Below are 25,466 nucleotides of genomic sequence, written 5' to 3' on the forward strand. Positions count from 1 at the left end.
GCCTCATGGTGAGGAGGCGCGGAAGCGCCGTCTCGAACCATGAGACCACCAGCCGGGCCTTCATCCTTCGAGACGCGCGTTCCGCGCTCCTCAGGATGAGGGTCCAGCTAGAGAGCAGACGAACTAAGCGGCAGGGACTTCGGGTTTAATGGGCAAGATCACGGGTTTTCTCGAAATCGAACGGCATGACCGCAAGTACACCCCGGTCGCCGAGCGCGTGAAGCATTTTGGCGAGTTCGTCGTTCCCTTGACCGAGAAGGAAACGCGCGACCAGGCCGCGCGCTGCATGAACTGCGGCATCCCCTATTGCCACGGCACCGGCTCGGTCGCGCCCGGCACGCCCGGCTGCCCGGTCAACAACCAGATCCCCGACTTCAACGACCTCGTCTATCAGGGCAACTGGGAAGAAGCCTCGCGCAACCTGCACTCGACCAACAATTTCCCGGAGTTCACCGGCCGCATCTGCCCGGCGCCGTGTGAAGCCTCCTGCACGCTCAACATCGACGACAACCCCGTCACCATCAAGACCATCGAATGCGCGATCGTCGACCGCGCCTGGGACAATGGCTGGCTGAAGCCTGAGGTCGCCGCCGTCAAGACCGGCAAGAAGGTCGCGGTGATCGGCTCGGGTCCGGCCGGCATGGCTTGCGCGCAGCAGCTCGCGCGCGCCGGCCACGACGTGCACCTGTTCGAGAAGTTCGCCAAGGCCGGCGGCCTGCTGCGCTACGGCATTCCGGACTTCAAGATGGAGAAGGGCGTCATCGACCGCCGCGTCAAGCAGATGGAAGGCGAAGGCGTCACCTTCCACTACAACAGCCATGTCGGCGCTGAAGGCAATGTCGATCCGCGCGAGATGCTCAACGACTACGACGCCGTGGCGCTGACCGGCGGCGCGGAAGCCCCGCGCGACCTGCCGATCCCCGGCCGCGACCTCCAGGGCATCCACTACGCCATGGATTTCCTGCCGCAGCAGAACCGCCGCGTCTCCAGCGAGCCCCTGAACGGCGTCGAGGAGATCCTGGCCGGCGGCAAGCATGTCGTCGTCATCGGCGGCGGCGACACCGGCTCCGACTGCATCGGCACCTCGCTGCGCCAGGGCGCGCTCTCGGTGACCCAGCTCGAGATCATGCCCGCCCCGCCCGAGCGCGAGAACAAGGGCCTGACTTGGCCGAACTGGCCGCTCAAGATGCGGACGTCGTCGAGCCAGGCCGAAGGCGCGATCCGCGAATTCGCCGTGCTGACGCAAAAGTTCACCGGCGAGAACGGCAAGGTCAAGAAGCTGCACTGCGTCCGCGTCGACGACAAGTTCAAGCCGATTGCCGGCACCGAGTTCGAGCTCGATGCCGAACTTGTCCTGCTCGCGATGGGCTTCGTCCATCCCGTGCACGAGGGCCTGCTCAAGCTGCTCTCGGTCGACCTCGACCCGCGCGGCAACGTCAAGGCCAACACCTTGGACTACCAGACCTCGCGCCCGAACGTGTTCACCGCCGGCGACATGCGCCGTGGCCAGTCGCTGGTGGTCTGGGCCATCCGCGAGGGCCGGCTGTGTGCCCGGTCAATCGATACGTTCCTGATGGGGAAGACGGATCTGCCGCGGTAGTCGCGGCTAGCTCCACTGCCCGATTTACGAAAGGTGTCATCGCCCGCGAAAGCGGGCGATCCAGTATTCCAGAGACGTCAAACGTATGCGGATAGGCCGCGGCGTACTGGATGCCCCGGTCAAGTGTTTAGCCCGGACAGATCACTGACGGGTGTTCGGAGACATAGCTGACACATCAACATTGGCTGGATTGGTCCGATTCGGGAGGCCGTCCATGCCTTGGAATGAGGTGTCAGTAATGGATCAGCGCCACGAGTTTGTGCGGCTTGCTTTGCAAGAGGGAGCCAATCGGCGCGAGCTCTGCCGCCGGTTCAACATCAGTCCTGATGTTGGCTACAAGTGGCTGGCGCGCTGGCAGGCCGGTGATCGGGAGCTGGCCGACCGTTCCCGGCGCCCGCACGCGATGCCCAGGCGGAGTGAGCCCGCGGTCGAGACGGAGGTCCTGGCTGTGCGCGACAAGCATCCGGCCTGGGGAGCGCGGAAGATTGCCCATTGCCTGAAGCGGGGCGGGCAGACGGTGCCTGTGCCGTGAACGGTGCACCAGATCCTGTGCCGGAACGGCCGGGTCAGCCCCAGCGAGAATGCACCGCCAAATCCGGGGCACCGCTTCGAGAAGGAAGCTCCCAACCTGCTGTGGCAGATGGACTTCAAGGGTCACCTGCCGCTCGCCAACGGGACACGGTGCCATCCGCTCACAATCGTCGACGATCACTCGCGCTATGTTCTGTGCCTGAAGGCCTGTGCCGACGAGCAGCGTCTGACCGTGCAGGATCACCTGACGGCGACGTTCCGCTGCTATGGCCTGCCGGAGGCCTTCTACACCGACAACGGCTCACCCTGGGGCGACACGTCCGGCATTCGTTGGACCGGACTGAAGGTGTGGCTGCTCAAGCTTGGCGTCAGGGTGGTCCATGCCAGGCCGTGCCATCCACAGGCCCGCGGCAAGAACGAACGCTTCCATCGCACCCTGAAGGCCGAGGTCTTTGCCATGCGCCGCTTCCGCACCCTCCCGGAAGTCCAGCGTGCCTTCGATGCCTGGCGGCCGGTCTACAATCTGGAGCGGCCCCACGAGGGCCTGGATATGCACGTCCCTGCCGATCGCTTCCGGCCGAGCGCTCGTGCCATGCCGGCCCGCGTTCCGAACGTCGCGTACGACAGCAGCGAGATCGTGCGCAGGGTCTCCTCGACCAGACCCTACATCTCCTTCAAGGGACGCTTCTGGAAAGTTCCCCAAGCTTTCGCCCGCGAACGCCTTGCCATCCGACCGCTGGATCATGACGGCCACTACGGAATCTTCTTCGCCAGCTGGCAGGTCGCATCCATCGACTTGACCAACGCCCAACCTGTCAGTGATGTGTCCGAACAGGTGTCAGCTATGTCTCCGGACTAAACATCAAGCCGGGGCATGCCAGCGGAGTGAGTGGCAAGGGCGCCGCTAAACCGCATTCGCTAGAACGCGATCCGCCCCCTCAATTCTGCAGCCTCACCCCAACCAACACCACAGTCCCCTGCGAGCTCGAGCCCGCGACGTTCGAATTCAGGATGTCGTGGCGCAACGTGCCCTTGACCCAGATGTTGCGGTTGAGCTTGTAGATCAGATTGCCTTCGAGCGAGTAGGTCTTGTCGTTGCGATTCTGGTTTTGGTAGTCGTAGGTGCCGTAGGTGAACCTGCCGACCGCGGTGAGCCAGCGGCGGAAGTCGTGATCGACTTCGGCGGCGTAGGTGTGCACCAGCACGCCGGAGGAGCCGGGGACCGTGGACTCGGCGATCTGCGTGTCGGTGAAGAATTTCACGGTGGTCAGGCCACTCGCATTCCAGATCAGCGAGCCCGCGGTCAGGAAGCCCGCGAGCTGGCTGAGGCGCGGGTCGACGTAGTTGCGTGCAGTATAGCCGACCGAGATCTCGCCAACGAGGATGCGCGTGAACTCGAACGTCGAGCCGACCTTGGCGTAGCCACCCGATGAATCGCGGAAATAGCCGTTGCGGTCCGCGGGCTGGTCGTGCACGCGGCTGTCGCCTTCGATCTCGACGAACGGCTTCAGCCCCGGCTTGAGGTCGTAGGAGAAACGTCCCACACCGCCGTACTGGTTGAAGTCGCGATCGTCGTTGCTCGAAATCGTACCGTCAGTGAGCTTGGAGTTCGTGTAGGCGGTTCGATCTACCGTCACGCCGGCCGCGACCTGGAAACGGTTGAAGGTCTGGTCGAAGCCGAGCGTGGTGCCGTAGGCGGCGTAGATTGGATATTTCTGCAGGCCGGCCTGCACGTTCGGGCTGCCGGGATTGTCGGTGGCGAGCCGCAGACGGAGCTGCGAGGTCAGCTTGAAGTCGCGGTCGACGTCGAGGCGGCCGTCGACATGGCCGGTGAAATCGGGGCGGTCGATCTCGACCGGCGACGGCGAGGCAAAGCCGTCGATCGTCGCCGGCATGTTGTTGGTGTAGCCGGAGAACGAGCCGCGCAGATCGGCGACCAGCGCGTGGCGCTCCCAGTCGGACGCCACGAGAAGATCGGGCGCGACGACATAGACCGGCGAGCCGACCGGCTTGTTGAGACGCGCGGGATTGGTGTCGTAACCGGTCGATAGCTCGAGCCCGCCCTTGATCAGGAAGCTGCCGGCATAGTCGCCGACCGCGCCGAACGCATCGTCGTCGGCCTTGAGGCGGCGGCGCTGCGGCTGGCCCGGCACGGTGCCCGCCATCGCCGCCGGCACCGGCGCCCTGTTCGCGGTCTCGGATGGCGGCGGCGCTATCTTGGGCAGGCCGAGCGTGGACACCGGCGGCTTGGCCGACGGCACTGGCGAGCCCGGCCCCGCAGCGCGCTTCGGCTTCGGCTGACCCGGATAGAGCTTTGGTTGCTGCCGCTTGCGGTTCAGCGAGTCGTAGCCGGAGCTGCTCGCGCCGTTGGCGGCGGGCAGGCCATAGGTCGGGACCTGATTGGCCGGGGTTTGACCGGTGCGCGAGGTTGCCGGCGCCGGCTGGCGCCCGCGCGGATCGGCGTTGGGATCGGGCAGCGCCGGCAGCGCGTCGGACGGCGCCTGCGGCACGCCCGCCGTGCGGCGCGTCGGCAGCGTGTCCGGCGCGGCGAAGCCGCCGCGGTTGGGATTGAAGAGGTCGGGCGTGAGGCTCTGGGCGGCGGCGGGCGCGCTTCCGAGGGCAGTCAGCGCAAGGCACGGCAAAGCCGCGCGCAGGAAATGCCCGCGCTTGCTCCGGCCCGTGCCTGGAGACGACCCCACGATGGAATTACCTCAACGAAATCAAACACTTTCACGACGACCTCCGCCGGGTGGCGGGAACCATCGTTAATGGAGTTAAAACAATTATGGTTAATGACCGGTTGAGGGCTTTTGGGGCCTCGTCGCCTCACCCGCCCGGGCATGCTAAGCAGGCGCCAACGGGCGAATGCCCCCTCCCTGGACCTGAACATGCCGAGCTCGAAACCGCTGATGACCCCATCATCCGGCCCCATCACGACAAGCGTCGAATCCGCGCTCCGCACGCTGGAGACGGAGAGCGGCGGCATCAACGCGCTCGCCGCCGCGCTGCGCGGCCCGCTGGGCGAGACCTTCGCCAGGGCGGTCGACCTGATCCGCAACGCCAAGGGCCGCGTCATCGTCACCGGGCTCGGCAAGTCCGGCCACATGGCGCGCAAGATCGCGGCGACGCTGGCCTCCACCGGCACCCCCGCCTTCTTCGTCCACACCGCGGAAGCCGCCCATGGCGACCTCGGCATGATCACCACCGACGACGTCATCATGGCGCTGTCCTGGTCCGGCGAGCAGCCGGAGATGAAGACGCTGGTGAACTATTCGGCGCGGTTCGCGATCCCGATGATCGCGGTGACGTCGAACGCTTCGTCCTCGCTCGGTCAGGCCGCCGACATCGTGATCGAGCTGCCGAAGGCGCGCGAGGCCTGCCCGCACAATCTGGCGCCGACCACCTCGACCATGATGCAGGTCGCGATCGGAGATGCCATCGCGATTGCGCTGCTCGAAGGCCGCGGCTTCACCGCGCTGGAGTTCGCGCATTTCCATCCCGGCGGCAAGCTGGGCGCGATGCTGAAATTCGTCCGCGACTACATGCGCACCGGCGCGGAGATCCCGGTCAAGCCGCTCGGCACCAAGATGTCGGACGCGGTGATGGAGATGTCGGCGAAGGGGCTGGGCTGCGTCTGCATCGTCGATGATGCCGGCGGGGTCGCAGGCATCATCACCGACGGCGATCTGCGCCGCCACATGCGGCCGGATCTTCTGACGGCGTTGGTCGACGACATCATGACGAAGCAGCCGAAGACCGTGCCGCCCTCGATGCTCGCCACCGAGATGATCGAGGTGTTGAACACGAGCAAGATCACGACGCTGGTGGTGACCGAGGCGGACAAGGTGGTCGGCATCGTGCATCTGCACGATTTGCTGCGGGCGGGTGTGGCGTAGGCACGCTGTCTCTCCACCGTCATTGCGAGCGCAGCGAAGCAATCCAGAAGACCCTCACCCTGAGGAGCGCGCTCTTCGCGCGCGTCTCGAAGGGCGAGGCCACCGGCCGGGCCTTCATCCTTCGAGACGCGCGAAGACGCGCTCCTCAGGATGAGGAATTGAGAGCTACGCCGGAAATCTTGCCGCCTTCTCCTCCAAGGGCAGCTTCAGCCCGTTCGCCAGATACGACACCGTGCGATAGAAGCCGCACAGCAGCATGATCTCCAGGATCTGGGCCTCGTCGTAATGCGCCGACAGCGCGGCGAACTCGGCATCATCGAGCGTCGCGCGGGTGTGCAGCGCGTCTACCGCTGCGATCAACGCCTGCTCCGCCGGCGACCAGCATGGTGACGTCGCATCGCCCCGCACGGTCGCGTGCACCTCCTCATCGGTGAGTTTCGCAGGCCCGGCAAAGACCGCGACATGCACGCCCCATTCATATTCGCATCGGGTCAGCGCGCAGGTGCGGTCGATGACGATCTCGCGCTGGCGCAGGGAGAGTGGACCCGGATCAAGCAGCCCGCCGGCGCGAAACTTGTCCCAGGCGCGGGCGTGGCCCGCCATCACCCGGAACAGCACCAGCGGCGGCGCGCCGCGCATGATGCGGTCGAATTGTTGCTGGATCTCCGGGGGATAAGGCGGCGCGAGCGGGACGATGCGCGGCATGGCCTGGGACACGGGGCGCCTCCATTGCTACATTTATCGTAGCACGACGCTACATTATCTGTAGCAAGACGCAAGAGGGTGATTATGGCGAAGCAGGCAGTAGCGTCAGCGAACGTCCGGGGATCGCGTACCGGGCGGCCGATCATGGCGCTGCTCGATTTGCTCGGCCGGCGCTGGAGCCTGCGGATCTTGTGGGAGTTGCGCGAGGCTCCTCTCACCTCCCGCGCGCTGCGCGCCGCCTGCGACGAGGCTTCGCCGACGGTGCTCCAGGCCCGGCTGACGGAGTTGCGCGAGGCCGGGTTCGTGGAGCTGGGTGACGGCGGCGGTTACGGGCTGACAGCGCTCGGACGGGAATTGTGCGAGACGTTCATGCCGCTGCACCGGTTTGCGGAGAGGTGGAAGAAGAGTTGAAGATCGCCAAGCGCTCGGATCTTCCTTCTCCCCTTGTGGGAGAAGGTGGCGCGAAGCGCCGGATGAGGGGTATGCCTCCTCAAACTCAGATCAGCATTTGCGGAGACATACCCCTCACCCGTCTCGCCGCTTCGCGGCGAGCCACCCTCTCCCGCAAGGGGAGAGGGAAAGAATAGTCACGCCGCCGCGACCGTCAGATTGGCACCGTCCACCTGCACCACTTTCACCTTCGTCCCCGCCGGCGTATCGGGCCCGGCCACGCGCCAGACCGTATCGCCGATGCGCACGGTGCCGCTGCCGTCGATGATCGGCTTCTCCAGCGTGAACTCGCGGCCGAGCAAGGCCTCGGTGCGCTTGTTGAGGAAGGGGCTGGCGCTGGCGTCGAGCTTCGGCCGGGCGAGGCGGCGCCACACCGGTACGGCGGCGGCGGCGAACACCGCGAACATCACGAGCTGGATCTGCCAGGAGATGGCGACGGTGAACGAGATCAGGCCGACGAGCAGTGCTGCGAGCCCGAGCCAGAACAGGAAGATGCCCGGCGCCAGCACCTCCAGCGCCATCAGGATGAAGCCGAAGATCAGCCAGTTCCAGGTGCCGAGCGATACGAACATGTCGGTCATGACACGACCTCAAAATTTGGCGCATGCCCTTTCGGAAGGGCATGCGCGGATCCTATCCCTGCCGCGGCGGCACCGCCGGCGGCGTGCTGCCAGTCGGTGGCACTGAACCGGGGCGGCGCGCGGCGGCGGCCGCGGAGGCCGCGCTTTCGCCGAACGTTGCTTTCGCGATCTCGCCAATGCCGGCGAGCGAGCCGAGCATGCTGGTGGCTTCCATCGGCAGCATGATGATCTTCTGGTTCGGCGCTTCGGCGAACTGGCCGAACGCCTTGATATATTTGTCGGCGATGAAATAGTTCAACGCGGCGACGTCGCCCTTGCCGATGGCTTCCGACACCGCCAGCGTCGCCTTGGCCTCGGCTTCGGCGAGACGCTCGCGCGCCTCGGCGTCGCGGAAGGCGGCCTCGCGGCGGCCTTCCGCCTGGAGGATCTGCCCCTGCTTGGCACCCTCGGCGCGCAGGATCTCCGACTGGCGCTGGCCTTCGGCGGCCAGAATGTCGGCGCGCTTGACGCGCTCGGCCTTCATCTGCCGGCCCATGGCTTCGACGAGGTCGGCCGGCGGCACGATATCCTTGATCTCGATGCGGTTGACCTTGACGCCCCAGGGCGAGACCGCGGCGTCGACGACGCGCAAGAGGCGCTCGTTGATCTCGTCGCGATGCGACAGCACCTGGTCGAGATCCATCGATCCCATCACCGAGCGGATGTTGGTCATGGTCAGCACCGTGATCGCCTGGGTGAGGTTGGCGACCTCGTAGCTCGCTTTCGCCGCGTCGAACACCTGGAAGAAGGCGACGCCGTCTACCGTCACGGTGGCGTTGTCCTTGGTGATGACCTCCTGCTCGGGGATGTCGATCACCTGCTCCATCATGTTGATCTTGCGCCCGACGCGATCGAAATAGGGCACGATCAGATTGAGCCCGGGGCTCAGGGTCTGGGTGTATTTGCCGAACCGCTCGATGGTCCAGTCATAGCCCTGCGGCACCGTCTTCACGCCGGCAACCAGCGTCACGATGACGAGCAAGACCAGAACAATCGCGAAAATGTCGAAACCGCTCATATCTCCTCCAAGGCGGGAAAAAGCCCTTTCCCGCGCTGTCATTGGTCGAGGTCATGACCTCAAGGGTTCAGCGGCCACGACTCAACGTCGGCATGGGCACGATTGTGCACAAGACGCACGGAGAGGGAACGGTCACGATTAAGTATTTGCAGGACGCTCTTGAAAGCCATCAAACGGAGACCTAGCGGGAGGCCTACTCGATGACTTCGTTCGCGATCGCGAGCAGGCTCGAGGAAAGCGTGGCGCCGATCGCCCTCGCCGTCTTCAGGTTGATCGCCAGCTCGAACTTGGTGGGATTCTGGACCGGAAGGTCGGCCGCCTGCGCTCCCTTCAGGATGCGATCGATGTAGGAGGCAGCGCGGCGGACCTGCTCGGCGCTGTCCGTACTGTAGGACATCAGCCCGCCCTCGTCGACGAAGGTGCGGCTCCAGAACACCGCGGGCACGCGGGCTTCACCGATCGCGGCCAGGAGATGCGCACGATTGGCCATTGTGAAGAAGTCCGGCAGGATCAGGAGGCCGCAATCGTTCCGCGACGCCAGCGCGGCGATCGAGGCGGCGTCATGAACCGGCGCGGCTTCGACCATCACATGTAGCGACCGTGCGGCGTCCTCGATCGTGCGCAGCATCAGGGGCGCGAATGGCGCGGTGGCGGGATTGTAGACGACGAAGACGCGAGACACTTTTGGCGTGACCTGCGTCAGCATCTCCAGCCATTTGCCGGCGAGCGGGCCGTCATAATCGGTGAAGCCGGTGATGTTGCCGCCGGGATGGGCGAGGTTTTTGACAAAGCCCTGACTGACGGGATCGGTGACGACGGCGAACACGATCGGGATCGTCGTGGTGCGCCGGCGCAGCTCCTCGACCGAAGGCGTTCCGACCGCGAGCAGGATGTCCGGCTTGAGCGCCACGAGCTCGTCGGCGAGCCGCGCGATGCGTGCCCGGTCGCCGGCGCCGCTGCGCCAATCGATCCTGAGGTTGTCGTGCTCCTTCCAGCCGTGGACGGCGAGCGCCTCGACCAGGATCGTGCTGCGGGCCTGCCCGATCGCGTCATCCGCAGCGGTGACCGAGAGCACGCCGAGCCGCCGCGTCGCGTTCGGCTGCTGCGCCTGCACCGGGGCCGGCAGCGCGGCGATCGTCCCAAGAAGCGCCAGGCATTCGCGGCGGTTCATGGGAGACACCATCAGATCCAGCCCTGAAGCTCGCGCAGCACCAGCATGCGGATCACGTCCATGCCGGGATCGCTGTCGTTGAGACAGGGGATCGCGGAAAACTGCTCGCCGCCATTGTGCTTGAAGATCTCGGCGTTCTCCTGCGCGATCTCCTCGAGCGTCTCGAGACAATCGGCGGAAAAGCCGGGCGTCACCACCGCGATCCGGCGCACGCCTTCTTTCGCCAGCCGCTCCATGGTCTTGTCGGTGTAGGGCTGCAGCCACTCGTCATTGCCGAAGCGGGACTGGAAGGTCAGCAGCAGCTTTGTCTCATCCATGCCGAGCCGGCGGCGCAGCGCCTCGGTCGTGGCGACGCACTGCTCCTGATAGGGATCGCCCTTGTCGACATAGGATTTCGGCATGCCGTGGAAGGAGGCGACGATCAACTCCGGCTTGAACGGCAGCGTCGCCAGATGGGTCTCGATCGAGATCGCGAGCGCCTCGATATAGGCCTCGTCCTGATAATAAGGCGGCGTCACCCGCAGCGTCGGCTGGTTGCGCAAACGGGCAAGCACGCGGAACACTTCGTCGCAGACGGTCGCCGAGGTCGGGGCGGAATATTGCGGATAGAGCGGCACCGCGAGGATGCGGTCGCAGCCTTTCGCGATCAGCGCGTCGATGCCCGACTTGATCGAAGGATTGCCGTAGCGCATCGCCCAGTCCACCACGACATGGTCGCGGTCAGACAGTGCGTCCGCAAGCTTGTCGGCTTGCGAGCGCGTGATGGTCTTCAGCGGCGACTCGTTCCGCTCGTTGTTCCAGATCTTCCGGTAGTCGAGCGCCTTGGTGCGCGGACGGCTGCGCAGGATGATGCCGTTGAGCACGAGCTGCCAGACCAGCCCCTGGTCCTCGATGACGCGGGCGTCCGAGAGGAACTCCTTGAGATAGACCCGCACACCGGGCGCATCGGCCGTATCGGGCGTGCCGAGATTGACCAGGAGCACGCCGACCCGCTTCGGGCTGGACTGAACGGTCGGCTTCGTTGTCTCGATGGGGGCTGACATCGTCATGGCACCGTTGCGTCGCGCGTTGCTCCGAACTTGTCAAGATGAGGCGGATTTCGCTAGGGTCGCCCCCAAGCGGGGAGGGGCTGATGACACTCGCGGAATTCTGCGTATTTGGAGCGCTGCTGCTTTATCTGGCGACGATCGTCTCGATCAAATGGACACGGTTTCGCGCGTTCGACAATTCCCGGCCGCGCGACCCCGCCTTCTACGAGGACGCCCTGGCGCAGCGCGCGCTCGGCGCCCACCAGAACGGCATCGAGACCTTTCCGTTCTTCGCCTTCGCGGTGCTGCTCGCCGAATTCCGGGATTCGCCGCAGCGGCTGATCGACGAGCTCGCCGTGCTGTTCCTGATCGTGCGGATCGCCTATGTGCTGACCTATCTCGGCAACCGCCCGACGCTGCGCTCGATCCTCTGGAGCATCGGTTTTGCGATCAATCTCGGGATCTTCTTCATGCCGGCGCTGAAGCGGTTTCTGCCGGTGTGAGCCTATGAGACCGTAGCCCGGATGGAGCGAAGCGTAATCCGGGCTACATAGCTCCCACTCAAAAACACGTCGTCCGTTCGGCGGCGATGTAGCCGAGCAATAGGCCCGCGCCGAACAGCAGCACGAGGGCGGCGGCGCCGAACTCGATGCCGCGCATGAAGAGGGCGCCGCCACCGTCGCGCCCGGCGCTGAGGCGGGCCGCGATGTCCTTGGCGGAGACGGCGACGACGGCGATGGCCGCGACCGTGATCGCGGTGCCGAGCCCCATCAGCAAGGTGGCGGCGATGCCGGCCCAGAACAGGCCCTGGGCCAGCGCGAACACCAGCACCAGGATCGCACCCGAGCAGGGCCGGATGCCGACGGTCAGGATCGCGGCGAACCCGCGCCGCCAGCCGCCGGGACCGGCGAGCTCGCTCGGGGTGGGGCCGTGGGAATGGCCGCAATGCTCGTCATGGACGTGGTCGTGCCCGTGGTGGTGATGGGCATGAGCGTGATCATGGTGATGGTGCCCGTGATCATGGTCGTGATGATCATGCGCATCCCGATGATGGTGATGATGACCGTGACCGTGATCATGGTCATGCGGCACGCCGGCGATCGCCGGCACCGGCTGCGCCGCCTGCAGCGCGCGGATGAAAGTGCGGCCCTTGGTCCAGACCAGGCGCAGGCCGAACAGCGCGATCAGGCCGTAGCTCGCGATCTCGATCGCGCCTTCCGCCTTGCACATGGTTTTCGCAGTGGCATTCAGCACCCAGGCCGAGATGCCGACGATCATGATCGCGACCAGCGCCTGCATCAGCGCCGAGGCAAACGACAGCGCGATGCCGCGCCGGGCGGTCTCGCGGTTGGCGACGAGATAGGAAGCGATCACCGCCTTGCCATGGCCCGGGCCGGCGGCGTGGAAGATGCCGTAGGCAAAGGAGATGAAGAGCAGCGTCCACACCGCCGAGCCGTCGGACTTCGCGGCACGGATGGTCGACGACATTTGGCGATAGAATTCCGACTGTTTTGCCAGCAGCCAGCCGATGATCCCGCTGGCCTCAGGTTCGGCTGCTTGCGCCGGCTTCGGCGCGCCGAACGGATTTTGCGCGAGGACACCGTGAAGCGCGGCATCGGCCACACCGACGACGAGGAGAACGGCGCCGCAGGCAAGAAGCCCGCGGACGAGCGGGGAGAGCTTTGGCTTCAAGGGCAATCCACCGTGATCTTGTTGGCGAACATCATGCCGAAATTCGAGTTCTCGCCGTTCAGGAAGGTCTGCTCGTTCAGCTTCTGCGCCGTGGCGGAGCCGTCGCTGGGACGATCGAGCTTCATCTGGCAGCCGGCGGGCGCGCCGACCAGCTTGACCGGGTTGTCCTTGGCCATCTGGAAGTCGATGAAGAAGGAGCGGTCGAACACTTCGAGCACCAGTTGCTTGGGCTTGACCGGGTTCTTCAGCGGCAAGGTGAAGTGCAGGGTCAGCACCGTATCCTTGTAGTCGAGGAAGTAGTCGGTAGGCTCCAGGAATCGCTCCTTCTTGCCGTCCGCTCGCGCGAAGGTGAAGTAGGCGTATTCCTTCAGCGACTCGACATTGGTCTGCGCCAGCGGGCCCAGCTCCTCGCGGGTATAGGCGCCCTTGGTCTTGCTCTCGAGCCCCTGCACCGCATAGGCCGAGAACATGTCGTCAAAGGTCCAGGCATGGCGGACGCCGGTGACAGTGCCGTCGGCGGCGTACAGCAATTCGCTGGTCGCGGTGATCCAGACATGCGGATGCGCGCGTGCCGCCCCCGCCGCGAGCGACAGGCCGGCGGCGAGCAGCAAGCCGAACAGGGCGCGCATGCCCATCAGGCCGCCTTGGCGTCGTCGAGCAGGCCGCGCCGGCGCAGCAGCGCATCCGGCTCCGGCGGACGGCCGCGGAACGCCTCGTAGGCGGCCTCCGGATCGACCGATCCACCGCTCGAATAGATGTCGTCGTGCAGGCGCTTGGCGACGGCCGGATCGAAGATGTTGCCGGCCTCCTCGAACGCGCCGAAGGCGTCGGCGTCCATCACCTCGGACCACATGTAGCTATAATAGCCGGCGGCGTAATGATCGCCGGAGAAGATGTGGCCGAACTGGGTGGGCCGGTGGCGCAGCGAGATCTCCTCGGGCATGCCGATCTTCTCAAGCTCCTTCTTCTCGAAGGCGCGCACGTCGCTGGCGGCCTCGGCCGGCTGGGTATGGAATTCCAAATCGACCAGCGCGGAGGAGACGAACTCGACCGTGGCAAAGCCCTGGTTGAATTTTCGCGCGGCCAGGAAGCGCTGGAGCAGGTCGTCCGGCAGCGGCTCGCCGGTCTGGTAGTGGCGGGCGAACTGCTGCAGCACCTCGGGCCGCTCCTGCCAGTGCTCGTAGAGCTGGGAGGGCAGCTCGACGAAGTCGGTGAACACGGAGGTGCCCGACAGCGACGGATAGGTCACGTTGGAGAGCATGCCGTGCAGGCCGTGGCCGAACTCGTGGAACAGGGTGCGGGCATCGTCGGGCGACAGCAGCGAGGGCTCGCCGCCGGCTCCCCTGGCGAAGTTGCAGACATTGATAACGAGCGGCGCGATATCGCCGTCGAGCTTCTGCTGGTCGCGCAGCGAGGTCATCCAGGCGCCGGAGCGCTTCGATGGCCGTGCGTAGTAGTCGCCGTAGAACAGCGCCTTGTGCTTGCCGTCCGGCCCCTTCACCTCCCAGACCCGGACGTCGGGGTGCCAGGCCGGCACATCCTTGCGCTCCTCGAAGGTGATGCCGAACAGGCGCGTGGCACAGTCGAAGGCGGCGGCGATCATGTGATCGAGCGTGAGATACGGCTTGATCGCGGAATCGTCGAAATTGGCGCGCTGGAGGCGGAGCTTCTCGGCATAGAAGCGCCAGTCCCAGGGCGCGAGCTTGAAATTGCCGCCCTCTTCCGTGATCAGGCCCTGCATCTCGTCACGGTCGGCGAGCGCCCGCACCCGCGCCGGCTTCCAGACCCGTTCGAGCAGGCCCCGCACCGCGTCGGGCGTCTTGGCCATGGAATCCTCGAGCCGGTAGGCGGCGAAGGTCGGATAGCCCAAAAGCTTGGCGCTCTCCTCGCGCAGCTTCAGGATCTCGACGATCGTTCCATTGTTGTCGTTGGCATTGCCGTTGTCGCCGCGCGCCGTGAAGGCCTTGTAGACCTTCTCGCGCAGGTCGCGCCTCGCCGAGCTCTTCAGGAACGGCTCGGTCGAGGAGCGCGACAGCGTCACGATCGCCTTGCCTTGCATGCCGCGCTCTTCTGCCGCAGCCTTGGCGGCGGCGATGAAGCTCTCCGGCAGGCCCTGGCGGTCGGCCTCCCCTAGCTCCATGAACCACTCCTGCTCATCGCCGAGCAGATGATGGCTGAAGCTGGTGCCGAGCTGCGCGAGCTTCTCGTTGATCTCCGCCATCCGCGTCTTGGCCTCCTCGGAGAGGCCGGCGCCGGAGCGGTGGAAGCGGGTGTAGGTGCGCTCCAGCAGGCGGAGCTGCTCAGGCGTCAGGCCAAGCCTGGTGCGGTTCTCGTGCAGATGGGCGATGCGACCAAACAGCACGGCGTTCATCATGATCGGATTCCAGTGCCGCGCCATCCGCAAGGAGACCTCCTTGTCGATCTCCAGGATGGCCGGGTTGGAATGCGCCGAGACGAGGTCGTAGAAGACGGCCGCGACCTTGCTGAGGAGCTTGCCGGAGCGCTCCAGCGCCGTGATGGTGTTGGCGAAGTCGGCGGCCGCCGGATCGTTGGTGATCGCGGCGATCTCGGCGGAGTGATCGGCGAAGGCCTGCTCGAAGGCCGGAAGGAAGTGCTCGGGCTTGATCTCGTCGAAGGGCGGCGTCGCAAACGGCGTCACCCAGGCCTTCAGCAGCGGGTTGGTCTCGAGGTCCGTGGTTTGGCGGGGTTCTGACATCGCAAGTCCCGGTTTTTGAGCTGATTTGTTGGGGTCAGCTATAGCACGCGATGGGGCTTTTTTGGGCCATTTGCCCTTGCTCCCGGCCGCCTTTTCGGGGAGATTGCGGCCCTCGAAGACTAGGGACTCCTGAGCTCATGAACGCGCCTGCCTCCTCCTCCCGTCAGATCGTCTGGCCGAGCGTCATCACCGTCATCAGCGCTGCCATTCTGATCGGCGCCGAAGTGTTCGGCGCCGCGTTCGCCGGCGGCTGGGCGCTCGCGATCCTGTTCGGGCTCGGCGACCAGGGCGCGCACATCCTTCAGGCCGTGCTGTTCGCACTCGGCGTGCTCGTGATGACCGCGTTCATCCGCGCGGCTCAGCGCGTCGAGCCCTTTACCAAGCGCGGCTGACGCTTCCTCGCGCGCGAGAGACGCGCGCTGTAAAAAACTTAACGCGCGTTCATCTTCCGCGTCGCTCGCGCAACACAGCGCAAGCGGATGTTAGGCAATTCTGTTCTCAGCCTAAAAAAATTCTTGCGAACCAGAGTCAAAACGCTTATGTGCGGACTTGCCCAATTTCGCACGTGCCTGTGGTCGTGTGTCAGTCGGTAGGTATCCGGACAAGAGGCCGGACAGCCGCCAAGGGGTGAAGAAGCCGAGGGGCTCTTCGGAAGTGCGGAAGTCGCAAGGCTCATAGCCGGAAGACGAAAGCAAACCCGGAGCGTCCAGCATCTCTCTCAAAGAGATGCCATGTCGAAGGTGACTTCACTTTTTGCAACCGTGACTGGCAGCCGGAGGCGAACCGGCGCACCCCGCTCTCAACGGGGGACGCGACTTAAAGCAACGACGGATCGGGCTTTTTTGGTCTCTACCGGCATTCCACCGCCGGCGCGGGCTACTGAAAAGGCTTGTCCTTCATTGCCAGGTGTGCGGGCGGGAAACTCTCCCAACCAATCCACGGCAGCACAGTCTGGTTTGAGTCTTTTGGCTTCAGCGCGCCTCCATCGCGCGATGTGGCCGAAGCGCTCTTATCCGACGTCACGTTGATGCGGATCCCGTCGCTGGGACCGTTGGAGAGTGCCATGACCGAACGCATCCAGGAATTCCTGCGCAACCGCCGCAAGGAAGGTCTCGACACCGAGCCGTGCCTCGTCGTCGACCTCGAGGTCGTGCGCGACAATTACCAGACCTTCGCCAAGGCGCTGCCCGACAGCCGCGTGTTCTACGCCGTCAAGGCGAACCCGGCGCCGGAAGTGCTGGCGCTGCTGGCCTCCATGGGCTCCTGCTTCGACACCGCGACGGTCGCCGAGATCGAGATGGCGCTGGCCGCCGGTGCGACGCCCGACCGCATCTCCTTCGGCAACACGATCAAGAAGGAGCGCGACATCGCGCGCGCCTTCGCGCTCGGCATTCGCCTGTTCGCGGTCGACTGCGCCGCCGAGGTCGAGAAGGTCGCCCGTGCCGCTCCCGGCGCCAAGGTGTTCTGCCGCATCCTCTATGACTGCGCCGGCGCCGAGTGGCCGCTGTCGCGCAAGTTCGGCTGCGACCCGGAAATGGCCGTCGACGTGCTCGACGTCGCCAAGCGCCTGGGCCTGGAGCCGTGCGGCATCTCCTTCCATGTCGGCTCGCAGCAGCGCAAGGTGAAGGCGTGGGACCGTGCGCTGGCGATGGCCTCGCAGGTGTTCCGCGACTGCGCCGAGCGGGGCATCAACCTGACCATGGTCAACATGGGCGGCGGCTTCCCGACCAAGTACCTGAAGGACGTGCCGCCGGTCGTCACCTACGGCCGCTCGATCTTCCGCGCGCTGCGCAAGCACTTCGGCAACCAGATTCCGGAGACCATCATCGAGCCGGGTCGCGGCATGGTGGGCAACGCCGGCATCATCGAATCCGAGGTCGTGCTCATCTCGAAGAAGAGCGACGAGGACGAGGTGCGCTGGGTCTATCTCGACATCGGCAAGTTCGGCGGTCTCGCCGAGACCATGGACGAGTCGATCCGCTACGCCATCCGCACCCCGCATGACGGCGCGGACATGACGCCGTGCGTGCTCGCGGGCCCGACCTGCGACAGCGCCGACGTGCTGTACGAGAAGAACCCGTACCCGCTTCCGGTGACGCTCGAGATCGGCGACAAGCTGCTGATCGAGGGCACCGGGGCCTATACGTCGACCTACTCGGCGGTGGCGTTCAACGGTATCCCGCCGCTGAAGACGTACCACATCTGATTTGCCTCCTTCTTGAGGCCTGACGAACCCGGGAGCCGGTCCGCCGGCTCCCTTCCTGACATTGCAATTCTGACGACGTCTTGGACAGGCGTGCCTATCGGGCACGTCCGTTCAAGCGGGGACTGACGCGCCATGACTGCTTTTCGGAAGCCACAAGTCGCCCTCACTTCGGAAGCCGCTCCGTTCGCGATCCGTGCGGAACGTGCTGCCGACGTCGCTGTGCGTGAAGCGCTGCTCGATGCCTGCTTTGGCGAGAACCGCCACGGCCGCACCTGCCAGCGCCTGCGCGACGGACGCGCACCAGCCGCAGGGCTTGCCCTGTCGGCCGTGCGCGAGGGGACGCTCGTGGGAACCGTGCGGCTGTGGCACGTCAGCGCCGGAGGCAGGCCCGCTCTGGTCCTCGGACCGCTGGCTGTGGACCCTGCGTTCCGCGAGCTCGGGATCGGCGCCGCGCTGATGCATCAAGCGCTGGCCACCGCCCGGGCGCGCGGGCATGCCGCCGTGATCCTGCTCGGCGACGCCCCCTATTACGCCCGCTTCGGCTTCACGGGCGAGAAGACCGGCCAGCTGTCGCTGCCCGGCCCGTTCGAGCGCGACCGCCTGCTGGCGATCGAATTTACCGACGGCGCTCTCGATGGCGCCGAGGGGATGATCGTCCCGACCGGAGCCGCCTTGCCCAAACGGAGGTCGGTTCGCGGCCTCCACGCGCAAGCGGCCTAAGGGATTGCCATGATGGCGACGACCCAAGCCGCGTTCCGCGGCAGCGCCCGGCCGCGCCTGCGCTAGACCCTGTTCCTTTGGGGTTGCGCGGGCCCCGGAAACGCCCTTTAACCCCACGAAATTCCCTCTTTCAGTCGAGGCCGAACCCATGCCCCGCCGCCTGATTTCCACCGGCTCCCCGTTCGAGAAGACCGCCGGCTACAGCCGCGCCGTGATCGACGGCGAGTTCGCCTTCGTCGCGGGAACCACCGGCTACGACTACACGACGATGACGATGCCGGCCGATGTCACGAGCCAGTCACGCAACTGCTTCAAGACCATCGAGGCCGCCCTGAAGGAGGGCGGTTTCGAGATGGCCGACATCGTCCGCGTGACCTACTACCTCACCGACGCCAAGGATGCGGACGCCCACTTCGCGGTTTGCGGCGAAGTCCTCGGCGAGATCCGCCCGGCCGCAACTCTTCTCGTCGTCTCGGCGCTCTACAAGCCCGAGATGAAGGTCGAGATCGAAGTCACCGCCAAGCGCCGCAGCGCCTGATCCACCCCTCACCCTTTGTCCGCCAGCACGTCCCGGAGAAACCATCCCATGAGCCCCGCCTCGCAGATCTACGCGAAGATCACCGGTCCTATCGTCATGGTCGGCTTCGGCTCCATCGGCAAAGGCACGCTGCCGATGATCGAGCGGCATCTCGATTACGACAAGTCGCGCGTCACCGTGATCGATCCCAAGGACGAGGGCCGCAAGGCGCATTGCGAGAAGCAGAATGTGCGCTTCATCCAGAAGGCCGTGACGAAGGACAACTACCGCGAATTGCTGACCCCGCTGCTGACCGAAGGCGGCGGCCAGGGCTTTTGCGTCAATCTCTCGGTCGATACCGGCTCCACCGACATCATGGAGCTCTGCAACGAGCTCGGCGCTCTCTATATCGACACCGTCAACGAGCCCTGGCTCGGCTTCTATTTCGATTCCTCGAAGGGCCCGGAAGCACGCTCCAACTACGCGCTTCGCGAAGTGACGCTGGCCGCCAAGAAGGCGCGGCCTAAGGGCTCGACCACGGCCGTCTCGTGCTGCGGCGCCAATCCCGGCATGGTCTCGTTCTTCGTCAAGCAGGCGCTGCTCAACGTCGCCGCCGATCTGAAGCTCAATGCCCCCCGGCCGAAGACCAAGGCCGAATGGGCGGACCTGATGCGGCAGGCGGGCATCAAGGGCATCCACATCGCCGAACGCGACACCCAGCGCTCCAAGTCGCCGAAAGAGCCGGACGTCTTCGTCAACACCTGGTCGGTGGAAGGTTTTCTGTCGGAAGGCGTGCAGCCGTCCGAGCTCGGCTGGGGCACCCACGAGAAATGGATGCCGGAGAATGCGCGCACCCACGAAGCCGGCTGCGGCGCGGCCATCTACCTGATGCAGCCCGGCGCCAACACGCGCGTGCGCACCTGGTGCCCGACCCGCGGCGCGCAGTATGGCTTCCTCGTCACCCACAACGAGTCGATCTCGATCTCCGATTACTTCACGGTGCGCGACGCATCGGGCAAGGCGGTCTACCGGCCGACCTGCCACTATGCCTATCATCCGGCCGACGACGCCGTGCTGTCGCTGCACGAAATGTTCGGCCGCGCCGCGAAGATGCAGGAAAAGCACCACATCCTCGACGAGAACGAGATCGTCGACGGCATCGACGAGCTCGGCGTGCTGCTGTTCGGCCATGACAACAATGCCTACTGGTACGGCTCGCAGCTCTCCATCGAAGAGACCCGCAGGCTCGCGCCCTATCAGAACGCCACCGGCCTGCAAGTGACCTCCGCCGTGCTCGGCGGCATGGTCTGGGCGCTGGAAAACCCGAACGAAGGCATCGTCGAAGCCGACGAGATGGATTTCGATCGCCTGCTTGAAATCCAGCTGCCGTATCTCGGCCCGGTGAAGGGTTTCTACACCGACTGGACGCCGCTGACGGATCGCCCGGGACTGTTTCCGGAAGATATCGACACGAGCGATCCCTGGCAGTTCCGGAATATCCTGGTCCGTTGATCGCGCACCACGCCTGATCGATCATGATGCCCGGCCTCGCGCCGGGCATTTTCTTGTTCGCGACCTACTTCGCCATGTAGTCGAACGCCACGCTGCCGAGCCCCAGCGTCAAATCCGCCTTGAAGTGCAGCGCGGAGACGACCTCGCGCACTGGCAGGCGGGCGACATCGCAGAGCGCATGGGGAAACAGGCCGAGCGCGGCGGGACCGGTCCAGGCTTCCTTCAGCGTGACGTCCTCGAGATGAAACCGTACCAGCTCGCAGATCCGCGGGCTGCCGTCCACGTGCGGAATGATCTTCAGGATGAAGTTCGGCGCCTTCATCGAGTTCAGCACGGTGTCATGATCGAGCGGGCGGTGCTTGTAGCCCATGGTCGCAGACGCGCACAGCACCGAACCGTAGTGCAGCGAACCGACGAGCACGTCGCTCTCGACCTCGATCTTCGGCTTCGCCAGCTTCTTCGGAAAGCCCCACAGCTCGCGGCCGCCGGCGATCGGCCCCTCATCGTCGAGGTACATCGCGTGGGTGTAGGCGCCCAACTCACCCTTGAAGCGGACCGGGATGACCTGCCCGGTTTCGGTGTAGTCGCCGAATCCGGTCGAATCGGGCATGCGGATGAATTCGTATTTCACCACCGGCTCCGCCACCTCCAGCGGCTCCGGCACGATTCTGGCGAGGGCTTCGGGATCGGTCGTGTAGGTGATGATGAAATATTCCCGGTCGAAGAAGCGATATGGCCCCGGCGGGAATGACGGGTTGGTGAGCGGCATCGAATAAGCGGTGCGGCGGACGTCTTCGATCTTCATGGGAGGCCCCATCTGTCGTTGGCGCGACGGATTATGGAACGGGCCGTTTGCCGAGGCGAGATCAAATGCGCGTCACAATACGCCGGCCGGCGGGCTACTTCTCCTTGATCGGCGGCGCGATCTTCTCGGCAGGGGCCGGCGGCAATGCCGGTTTGGCCGTACCCGCCGCGCCCTGCGTCTGCGGATCGGGACGCGCCGGCTCGGGCGCCGGCGTGGTCGGCCGGTCGCCGCCGGGCTTGGATTCGGCGGGTGTCTTGCTCTGGTCGTCGGACGGCGTGCCCTGGAGCGGCGGCGTCGCCTGCGCCGTCTGCATCCGGCTCTCGGCGCGGATTTGCGCGATCGATACGCCCGATATCACGATGCCGGCCGCAAACAGCGAGCAGGCGATCATCAGGTCGAGTTTCAGTCTGCGCTTGTCATTGCCGGTCATGTCGATCACCGCATCTGTTCGCGGGATCAACGAACTTGCCCCCACGACAGTTCCGCCGCCGGCAAGGCCGGAACCTGTCGCCTGACGCTAAAACGCTGCGCCTATTCCGTCGTGCTGACTTCCCAGGTGGCGTGGCGAACGCCCGGCAGATGCTGGAGATCGGTCGCCACGACATTCAGCTCGTTCGGATCGACCGCGGTCGCGACCAGCTTGGCGACGATCTCCAGGATGTCGTCGCCGATCTCGACCACGTCCACATCGGCGACCGGATATTTCGCGGCCTCCAGCCTGTCGACCAGACGGTCGCGCATATCAGGCAGGGCGTCGGCCGCGACTGCGAGCTTGAAGTAGTAGGTCGCCTCCAGCGCCTTCTCGTTCAGCGGGATACGGTTGATGGCGTTGACCAGCGGCCGCAGCATGGTGTTGCCGGCGATGACGAACACGGTGAGCGCCGCGGCCTGGGCGACCATGTCGGCCCCGGCGCAGGAGCCGACCGCGGCCGAGGCCCACAGCGTCGCGGCGGTGTTGAGCCCGCGCACGTCCATGCCCTGCTTCATGATGACGCCGGCGCCGAGGAAGCCGATGCCTGAGACGACATAGGCGATCACCCGCACCGCGCCGTCCGCACCGTCCAGATGCATGGCGAGATCGACGAAGGCGGCGGCGCCGACGGCGACCAGCACATTGGTGCGCAGGCCGGCGGTACGCTGGCGATACTGCCGCTCGGCGCCGATCAGCGTGCCCAGCACGAAGGCCGTGGTCAGGCTGACCAGCGTGTCCGCGAAGTCGGCAAGCTGGAAGGTCGTCAAAAACCGCATGGTCCCCTATACGGTCAGAACCATGACAGATTAAAGCTCCAGCAGGCCGCCGTCCCCACTTTCGTCGGCGAACGCCAGCAGCGTGCCCTTGGCGTTCCAGGCGAGCGCGGCCACTGGCGGCGTGCCGTTGCGGCGGACCAGGATCTCGGCGCCGTCTTCCAGACGCACCATCAGCACGGTGCCGTCGCTGTAGCCGGCGGCGAGGATGTCGTTCTTTGGATGGCAGGCGACCACCGACACGCGCGCCTGCAGCGGCGCCAGCATCGCGGGCTCCTTGCCCATCGGGCCGTCCTTGCTGGCGAACGGCCATATGATGACGGTGTCGGCACCCGAGGTCGCCAGCCCCTTGCCGCCCGCGCTCCAGGACATCGAGCGGACGCGGCCGGGATAGCCGGTCATGCGCATGTGCCGGTTGTCGGCGAGCCGCCAGCCGTGCAGCGCCGCCTCATGCATGGTGGTGACGAGGAATTTGTTGTCAGGGCTGAAGGTGACGCCGAGATGCGAGCCCGCCCAGGGCAGGAATTCGGCTGATCCCTCCATGTTCGGAAACCACAGCGTCGCGCCGTTGTAGTGGGCGATCGCGAGCCGCAGGCCCTTCGGCGCGAACGCGAGCCCGCCGACGGTCGAGGGCACCTCGAGCGACTTCTCCTCGGCCTTGCCGCTCTTCACGGTTGCCGTCTTGCCGGCCGACCAGGCGAAGGCACCGTCGGGATGCAGCGCCACCGCGTCGATCCAGCGCCGCTTCGGATCGGTGGCCAGCAGCGTCACCTCGCCCTTGGCGTCGAGCGCGACGACCTTGCCGTCGTCACCGCCCATGACGAGGCGCTTGCCGTCGGAGGCGGCCGAGAGAATGCCGCCGCTGTGCGCGGCAACCGTGGTGACTTCGCCCTTGCTATCAACGAACGCGACATTCTCTTCGCCGCCGACGAAGGCGGCGCGGGGGCCGAGGAAATGCACGGAGGTCACGCCCATGCCGAGCGCAACCGGCTTGACGCGGTCGGTGACGGAGACGATCGAGGCGGAATCGGGCGCGGGCGTAAACTCTTTCATCACGAGACGATGCAGCTCTCAAAACCCTCGCGAATGGCCTTTTCCGGCAATTCGCGACCGATGAAGACGAGACGGCTCTCACGCGGCTCGCCCTCCTTCCACTTCCGCTGGTGGTTGCCCTCCAGCATCATGTGGACACCCTGGAAGACGTAGCGGTCGTCATCGTCGTGGAAGGCGAGGATGCCCTTGGAGCGCAGGATCTTGCCGCCTTCGACCTGCACCAGGTTCTGGAGCCAGGGCATGAACACGTTGGGATCGAGCGGTTTGTCGGTCTTGAGCGACAACGACTGCATGTCCTCGTCGTGATAGTGCTTCAGGCCGTGACCATGACCGTGGCCGTGATCATGGTGATGGTGGTCGTGGCCGTGATGGTGGTGATGATCATGGTCGTGGTCATGATCGTCGGCCTCCAGGAAATCAGGCTCGATGTCGAGGATACGGTCGAGGTCGAACGCGCCGCGGTCGAGCACGTCCGCCAGCGCCACCGAGCAGCGCTCGGTACGATGCAGCTTGGCATAGGGGTTGATGCCGCGGATGCGGGCCTCGACCTCGGCAAGCTCGGGCTTGGTGACGAGATCGGTCTTGTTCAGCACGATGACGTCGGCAAACGCGATCTGGTTCTTGGCCTCCGGCGCGTCCTTGAGCCGGTCGGACAGCCATTTGGCGTCGGCGACGGTGACGACGGCGTCGAGCCGGGCGTTCTTCTGGACGTCCTCGTCGACGAAGAAGGTCTGGGCGACGGGCGCGGGATCGGCAAGGCCGGTGGTCTCGACGATGATGGCGTCGAACTTGCCCTTGCGCTTCATCAGGCCGTCCATGATGCGGACGAGGTCGCCGCGCACGGTGCAGCAGATGCAGCCGTTGTTCATCTCGAACACTTCCTCATCGGCGCCGATGATGAGGTCGTTGTCGATGCCGATCTCGCCGAATTCGTTGACGATGACGGCGTATTTCTTGCCGTGGTTTTCCGACAGGATGCGGTTCAGGAGCGTGGTCTTGCCGGCACCGAGATAGCCGGTGAGGACGGTCACGGGAATTTTCTGGGAGGTCACTTCAGACATAACAACTCCGGACTTCGGGCTTTTTCGCGCGACGCCAGGCGGGGTGGCCCCTGCCCTAATGGTCAAGCGCGCTGGTCAGCGCCTTTATATTGTGCCTGACCATGTCAATGTAAGTGGGTGCAGGCCCCTTTTCGCCGGTCAAACCGTCCGAAATCAGGGTCCCGCCGACCTTTGCGCCGGTCTCGGCCGCGATCCGCCGGATCAGGCGGTCGTCGCTGATATTTTCCAGAAATACCGCCGGAATCCTCGCGGCCTTGATCTGGCCAATGATGGCCGCGATGTCCCGGGCGCTGGGCTCGGTTTCGGTCGAGACGCCCAGGGGGGCCACGAACTGGACGCCATATTCGGCGGCGAAATAGCCAAAGGCATCGTGGGTCGAGATCACCTTGCGCCGCTCGGGCGGGATCTTGGCCACGGCCTCGCGGACCTCACGGTCGAGCGCCTCGAGCTTGTCCAGATAGGCCTTGGCCTGAGTGCGGAAGAACTCCGCGTCGTCAGGGTCGGCCGCAGCCAGCGCGTTGGCGATGTCGGTCACGTAGATCTTGGCATTCGGCACGGACTGCCAGGCGTGGGGATCGGCGGCCGAGCCGAGTTTTAGCGGCGCGATGCCGGCGCTTGCGGTGACGACTTGCGCCTTGGCGCCGGACGACTGCACGAGACGCGGCAGCCAGCCTTCGAGGCCGAGCCCGTTGACGATGACGAGCTTCGCGTCCGCGATTCGCTTCGCATCACCAGGCGCCGGCGTGTAGACGTGGACGTCGCTGTCGGCGCCGACCAGCGTGGTCAGGTTGATCCGGTCGCCGCCGACATTGCGGACGAAGTCGGCAAGGATCGAGAAGCTCGCGACGACGTTGAGCCGCTCGGCGGCATGCAGCGGCGCGGCGATCAGCAGCAGGGCAAAGACGAGAAGGAAGCGCATC

The 25,466-nt window shown here is 65.5% G+C and carries 25 protein-coding genes and 1 pseudogene; 10 read left to right on the forward strand and 16 right to left on the reverse strand.

Features of this window, described 5'->3' with window-relative positions; genetic code table 11:
• Window positions 1–148: 148 nt before the first annotated feature.
• Together NLM25_RS40410 and NLM25_RS40415 are read left to right on the forward strand one after the other, a co-directional pair.
• Window positions 149–1,600, forward strand: coding sequence for a glutamate synthase subunit beta (locus NLM25_RS40410; protein WP_254140611.1), 1,452 nt, complete (start codon window positions 149–151; stop codon window positions 1,598–1,600).
• A gap of 214 nt (window positions 1,601–1,814) precedes the next feature.
• Window positions 1,815–2,990, forward strand: a pseudogene (locus NLM25_RS40415) (IS481 family transposase).
• A gap of 79 nt (window positions 2,991–3,069) precedes the next feature.
• Here NLM25_RS40415 and NLM25_RS40420 read toward each other — a convergent pair.
• Window positions 3,070–4,830, reverse strand: coding sequence for an outer membrane beta-barrel protein (locus NLM25_RS40420; protein WP_254140612.1), 1,761 nt, complete (start codon window positions 4,828–4,830; stop codon window positions 3,070–3,072).
• A gap of 189 nt (window positions 4,831–5,019) precedes the next feature.
• Between NLM25_RS40420 and NLM25_RS40425 the strand changes: the two genes are divergently transcribed.
• On the forward strand, window positions 5,020–6,027 hold the full coding sequence (locus NLM25_RS40425; RefSeq protein WP_254140613.1) for an SIS domain-containing protein: 1,008 nt from the start codon (window positions 5,020–5,022) through the stop codon (window positions 6,025–6,027).
• 165 nt (window positions 6,028–6,192) lie between these two features.
• Here the strand turns inward: NLM25_RS40425 and NLM25_RS40430 are convergent, their stop codons facing one another.
• The gene (locus NLM25_RS40430) at window positions 6,193–6,744 is read right to left on the reverse strand and encodes a carboxymuconolactone decarboxylase family protein (protein ID WP_254140614.1); all 552 of its coding nucleotides are present in this window, start codon (window positions 6,742–6,744) and stop codon (window positions 6,193–6,195) included.
• Window positions 6,745–6,816: 72 nt separating this feature from the next.
• Here NLM25_RS40430 and NLM25_RS40435 point away from each other — a divergent pair, with 72 nt between their 5' ends.
• On the forward strand, window positions 6,817–7,143 hold the full coding sequence (locus NLM25_RS40435; RefSeq protein WP_254140615.1) for a helix-turn-helix domain-containing protein: 327 nt from the start codon (window positions 6,817–6,819) through the stop codon (window positions 7,141–7,143).
• Window positions 7,144–7,319: 176 nt separating this feature from the next.
• Here NLM25_RS40435 and NLM25_RS40440 read toward each other — a convergent pair whose 3' ends face one another.
• From NLM25_RS40440 to hemH, 4 genes are all read right to left on the reverse strand, one after another.
• Complete coding sequence (locus tag NLM25_RS40440) at window positions 7,320–7,763, reverse strand: NfeD family protein (RefSeq protein WP_254123457.1); 444 nt, start codon at window positions 7,761–7,763, stop codon at window positions 7,320–7,322.
• Between the two features lie 52 nt (window positions 7,764–7,815).
• Window positions 7,816–8,820 carry an SPFH domain-containing protein gene (locus NLM25_RS40445; RefSeq protein WP_254140616.1) on the reverse strand — a complete coding sequence of 335 codons (1,005 nt, stop codon included), beginning with the start codon at window positions 8,818–8,820 and terminating at the stop codon, window positions 7,816–7,818.
• Between the two features lie 193 nt (window positions 8,821–9,013).
• A complete protein-coding gene (locus NLM25_RS40450) occupies window positions 9,014–9,991 on the reverse strand; it encodes an ABC transporter substrate-binding protein (protein WP_254140617.1) in 978 nt (325 codons plus the stop codon).
• Window positions 9,992–10,002: 11 nt separating this feature from the next.
• On the reverse strand, window positions 10,003–11,040 hold the full coding sequence (gene hemH, locus NLM25_RS40455) for a ferrochelatase (protein ID WP_254140618.1): 1,038 nt from the start codon (window positions 11,038–11,040) through the stop codon (window positions 10,003–10,005).
• Window positions 11,041–11,123: 83 nt separating this feature from the next.
• Here hemH and NLM25_RS40460 point away from each other — a divergent pair, with 83 nt between their 5' ends.
• Window positions 11,124–11,522, forward strand: a complete 399-nt coding sequence (locus NLM25_RS40460) for an MAPEG family protein (protein WP_254140619.1) — start codon at window positions 11,124–11,126, stop codon at window positions 11,520–11,522.
• 58 nt (window positions 11,523–11,580) lie between these two features.
• Here NLM25_RS40460 and NLM25_RS40465 read toward each other — a convergent pair whose 3' ends face one another.
• Genes NLM25_RS40465 through NLM25_RS40475 form a run of 3 tightly spaced genes read right to left on the reverse strand, consistent with a single transcriptional unit; the run spans window position 11,581 to window position 15,427 of the window.
• The gene (locus NLM25_RS40465; protein ID WP_254140620.1) at window positions 11,581–12,711 is read right to left on the reverse strand and encodes a nickel/cobalt transporter; all 1,131 of its coding nucleotides are present in this window, start codon (window positions 12,709–12,711) and stop codon (window positions 11,581–11,583) included.
• Complete coding sequence (locus tag NLM25_RS40470; RefSeq protein WP_254140621.1) at window positions 12,708–13,346, reverse strand: DUF1007 family protein; 639 nt, start codon at window positions 13,344–13,346, stop codon at window positions 12,708–12,710. The genes NLM25_RS40465 and NLM25_RS40470 overlap by 4 nt, the downstream gene beginning before the upstream one ends.
• Complete coding sequence (locus NLM25_RS40475) at window positions 13,346–15,427, reverse strand: M3 family metallopeptidase (protein ID WP_254140622.1); 2,082 nt, start codon at window positions 15,425–15,427, stop codon at window positions 13,346–13,348. Before NLM25_RS40475 ends, NLM25_RS40470 begins: the two co-directional genes overlap by 1 nt.
• Before the next feature lie 137 nt (window positions 15,428–15,564).
• Here NLM25_RS40475 and NLM25_RS40480 point away from each other — a divergent pair, with 137 nt between their 5' ends.
• Window positions 15,565–15,819 (forward strand): hypothetical protein, encoded by a 255-nt coding sequence (locus NLM25_RS40480; RefSeq protein ID WP_254123465.1) that lies wholly within the window; start codon window positions 15,565–15,567, stop codon window positions 15,817–15,819.
• 484 nt (window positions 15,820–16,303) lie between these two features.
• Here the strand turns inward: NLM25_RS40480 and NLM25_RS40485 are convergent, their stop codons facing one another.
• Entirely contained in the window at window positions 16,304–16,504 is a 201-nt protein-coding gene (locus tag NLM25_RS40485; RefSeq protein WP_254140623.1) for a hypothetical protein, read from the reverse strand.
• Between NLM25_RS40485 and NLM25_RS40490 the strand changes: the two genes are divergently transcribed.
• From NLM25_RS40490 to NLM25_RS40505, 4 genes are all read left to right on the forward strand, one after another.
• Window positions 16,491–17,633 (forward strand): type III PLP-dependent enzyme, encoded by a 1,143-nt coding sequence (locus tag NLM25_RS40490; protein ID WP_254123466.1) that lies wholly within the window; start codon window positions 16,491–16,493, stop codon window positions 17,631–17,633. The genes NLM25_RS40485 and NLM25_RS40490 overlap by 14 nt on opposite strands.
• A gap of 132 nt (window positions 17,634–17,765) precedes the next feature.
• A complete protein-coding gene (locus tag NLM25_RS40495; protein WP_254140624.1) occupies window positions 17,766–18,353 on the forward strand; it encodes a GNAT family N-acetyltransferase in 588 nt (195 codons plus the stop codon).
• A 148-nt stretch (window positions 18,354–18,501) separates the two neighbouring features.
• Complete coding sequence (locus NLM25_RS40500) at window positions 18,502–18,891, forward strand: RidA family protein (protein WP_254140625.1); 390 nt, start codon at window positions 18,502–18,504, stop codon at window positions 18,889–18,891.
• A 48-nt stretch (window positions 18,892–18,939) separates the two neighbouring features.
• Window positions 18,940–20,382, forward strand: a complete 1,443-nt coding sequence (locus NLM25_RS40505; protein ID WP_254140626.1) for a homospermidine synthase — start codon at window positions 18,940–18,942, stop codon at window positions 20,380–20,382.
• A 64-nt stretch (window positions 20,383–20,446) separates the two neighbouring features.
• On the opposite strand, the gene NLM25_RS40510 is transcribed toward NLM25_RS40505, so the two are convergent.
• From NLM25_RS40510 to NLM25_RS40535, 6 genes are all read right to left on the reverse strand, one after another.
• A complete protein-coding gene (locus NLM25_RS40510) occupies window positions 20,447–21,187 on the reverse strand; it encodes an acetoacetate decarboxylase (protein WP_254123470.1) in 741 nt (246 codons plus the stop codon).
• 94 nt (window positions 21,188–21,281) lie between these two features.
• Window positions 21,282–21,617 (reverse strand): hypothetical protein, encoded by a 336-nt coding sequence (locus NLM25_RS40515; RefSeq protein WP_254140627.1) that lies wholly within the window; start codon window positions 21,615–21,617, stop codon window positions 21,282–21,284.
• Between the two features lie 101 nt (window positions 21,618–21,718).
• Complete coding sequence (locus NLM25_RS40520; protein ID WP_254140628.1) at window positions 21,719–22,435, reverse strand: MgtC/SapB family protein; 717 nt, start codon at window positions 22,433–22,435, stop codon at window positions 21,719–21,721.
• A gap of 30 nt (window positions 22,436–22,465) precedes the next feature.
• Window positions 22,466–23,485 (reverse strand): WD40 repeat domain-containing protein, encoded by a 1,020-nt coding sequence (locus tag NLM25_RS40525; protein WP_254140629.1) that lies wholly within the window; start codon window positions 23,483–23,485, stop codon window positions 22,466–22,468.
• On the reverse strand, window positions 23,485–24,546 hold the full coding sequence (locus tag NLM25_RS40530) for a GTP-binding protein (RefSeq protein ID WP_254140630.1): 1,062 nt from the start codon (window positions 24,544–24,546) through the stop codon (window positions 23,485–23,487). The genes NLM25_RS40525 and NLM25_RS40530 overlap by 1 nt, the downstream gene beginning before the upstream one ends.
• Window positions 24,547–24,601: 55 nt before the next feature.
• On the reverse strand, window positions 24,602–25,465 hold the full coding sequence (locus NLM25_RS40535; protein ID WP_254140631.1) for a metal ABC transporter solute-binding protein, Zn/Mn family: 864 nt from the start codon (window positions 25,463–25,465) through the stop codon (window positions 24,602–24,604).
• Window position 25,466 lies beyond the last annotated feature (1 nt).

The organism is Bradyrhizobium sp. CCGB01 (assembly GCF_024199795.1).
Taxonomy (GTDB): Bacteria; Pseudomonadota; Alphaproteobacteria; order Rhizobiales; family Xanthobacteraceae; genus Bradyrhizobium.

Coding starts and splice junctions, on each gene's coding strand:
- NLM25_RS40470 (WP_254140621.1), bottom strand. CDS start 13,346: ATGGGCATGCGCGCCCTGTTCGGCTTGCTGCTCGCCGCCGGCCTGTCG.
- NLM25_RS40445 (WP_254140616.1), bottom strand. CDS start 8,820: ATGAGCGGTTTCGACATTTTCGCGATTGTTCTGGTCTTGCTCGTCATC.
- NLM25_RS40520 (WP_254140628.1), bottom strand. CDS start 22,435: ATGCGGTTTTTGACGACCTTCCAGCTTGCCGACTTCGCGGACACGCTG.
- NLM25_RS40490 (WP_254123466.1), top strand. CDS start 16,491: ATGACCGAACGCATCCAGGAATTCCTGCGCAACCGCCGCAAGGAAGGT.
- NLM25_RS40515 (WP_254140627.1), bottom strand. CDS start 21,617: ATGACCGGCAATGACAAGCGCAGACTGAAACTCGACCTGATGATCGCC.
- NLM25_RS40440 (WP_254123457.1), bottom strand. CDS start 7,763: ATGACCGACATGTTCGTATCGCTCGGCACCTGGAACTGGCTGATCTTC.
- NLM25_RS40475 (WP_254140622.1), bottom strand. CDS start 15,427: ATGTCAGAACCCCGCCAAACCACGGACCTCGAGACCAACCCGCTGCTG.
- NLM25_RS40485 (WP_254140623.1), bottom strand. CDS start 16,504: ATGCGTTCGGTCATGGCACTCTCCAACGGTCCCAGCGACGGGATCCGC.
- NLM25_RS40535 (WP_254140631.1), bottom strand. CDS start 25,465: ATGCGCTTCCTTCTCGTCTTTGCCCTGCTGCTGATCGCCGCGCCGCTG.
- NLM25_RS40480 (WP_254123465.1), top strand. CDS start 15,565: ATGAACGCGCCTGCCTCCTCCTCCCGTCAGATCGTCTGGCCGAGCGTC.
- NLM25_RS40435 (WP_254140615.1), top strand. CDS start 6,817: ATGGCGAAGCAGGCAGTAGCGTCAGCGAACGTCCGGGGATCGCGTACC.
- hemH (WP_254140618.1), bottom strand. CDS start 11,040: ATGACGATGTCAGCCCCCATCGAGACAACGAAGCCGACCGTTCAGTCC.
- NLM25_RS40530 (WP_254140630.1), bottom strand. CDS start 24,546: ATGTCTGAAGTGACCTCCCAGAAAATTCCCGTGACCGTCCTCACCGGC.
- NLM25_RS40510 (WP_254123470.1), bottom strand. CDS start 21,187: ATGAAGATCGAAGACGTCCGCCGCACCGCTTATTCGATGCCGCTCACC.
- NLM25_RS40525 (WP_254140629.1), bottom strand. CDS start 23,485: ATGAAAGAGTTTACGCCCGCGCCCGATTCCGCCTCGATCGTCTCCGTC.
- NLM25_RS40460 (WP_254140619.1), top strand. CDS start 11,124: ATGACACTCGCGGAATTCTGCGTATTTGGAGCGCTGCTGCTTTATCTG.
- NLM25_RS40505 (WP_254140626.1), top strand. CDS start 18,940: ATGAGCCCCGCCTCGCAGATCTACGCGAAGATCACCGGTCCTATCGTC.
- NLM25_RS40450 (WP_254140617.1), bottom strand. CDS start 9,991: ATGAACCGCCGCGAATGCCTGGCGCTTCTTGGGACGATCGCCGCGCTG.
- NLM25_RS40500 (WP_254140625.1), top strand. CDS start 18,502: ATGCCCCGCCGCCTGATTTCCACCGGCTCCCCGTTCGAGAAGACCGCC.
- NLM25_RS40425 (WP_254140613.1), top strand. CDS start 5,020: ATGCCGAGCTCGAAACCGCTGATGACCCCATCATCCGGCCCCATCACG.
- NLM25_RS40495 (WP_254140624.1), top strand. CDS start 17,766: ATGACTGCTTTTCGGAAGCCACAAGTCGCCCTCACTTCGGAAGCCGCT.
- NLM25_RS40410 (WP_254140611.1), top strand. CDS start 149: ATGGGCAAGATCACGGGTTTTCTCGAAATCGAACGGCATGACCGCAAG.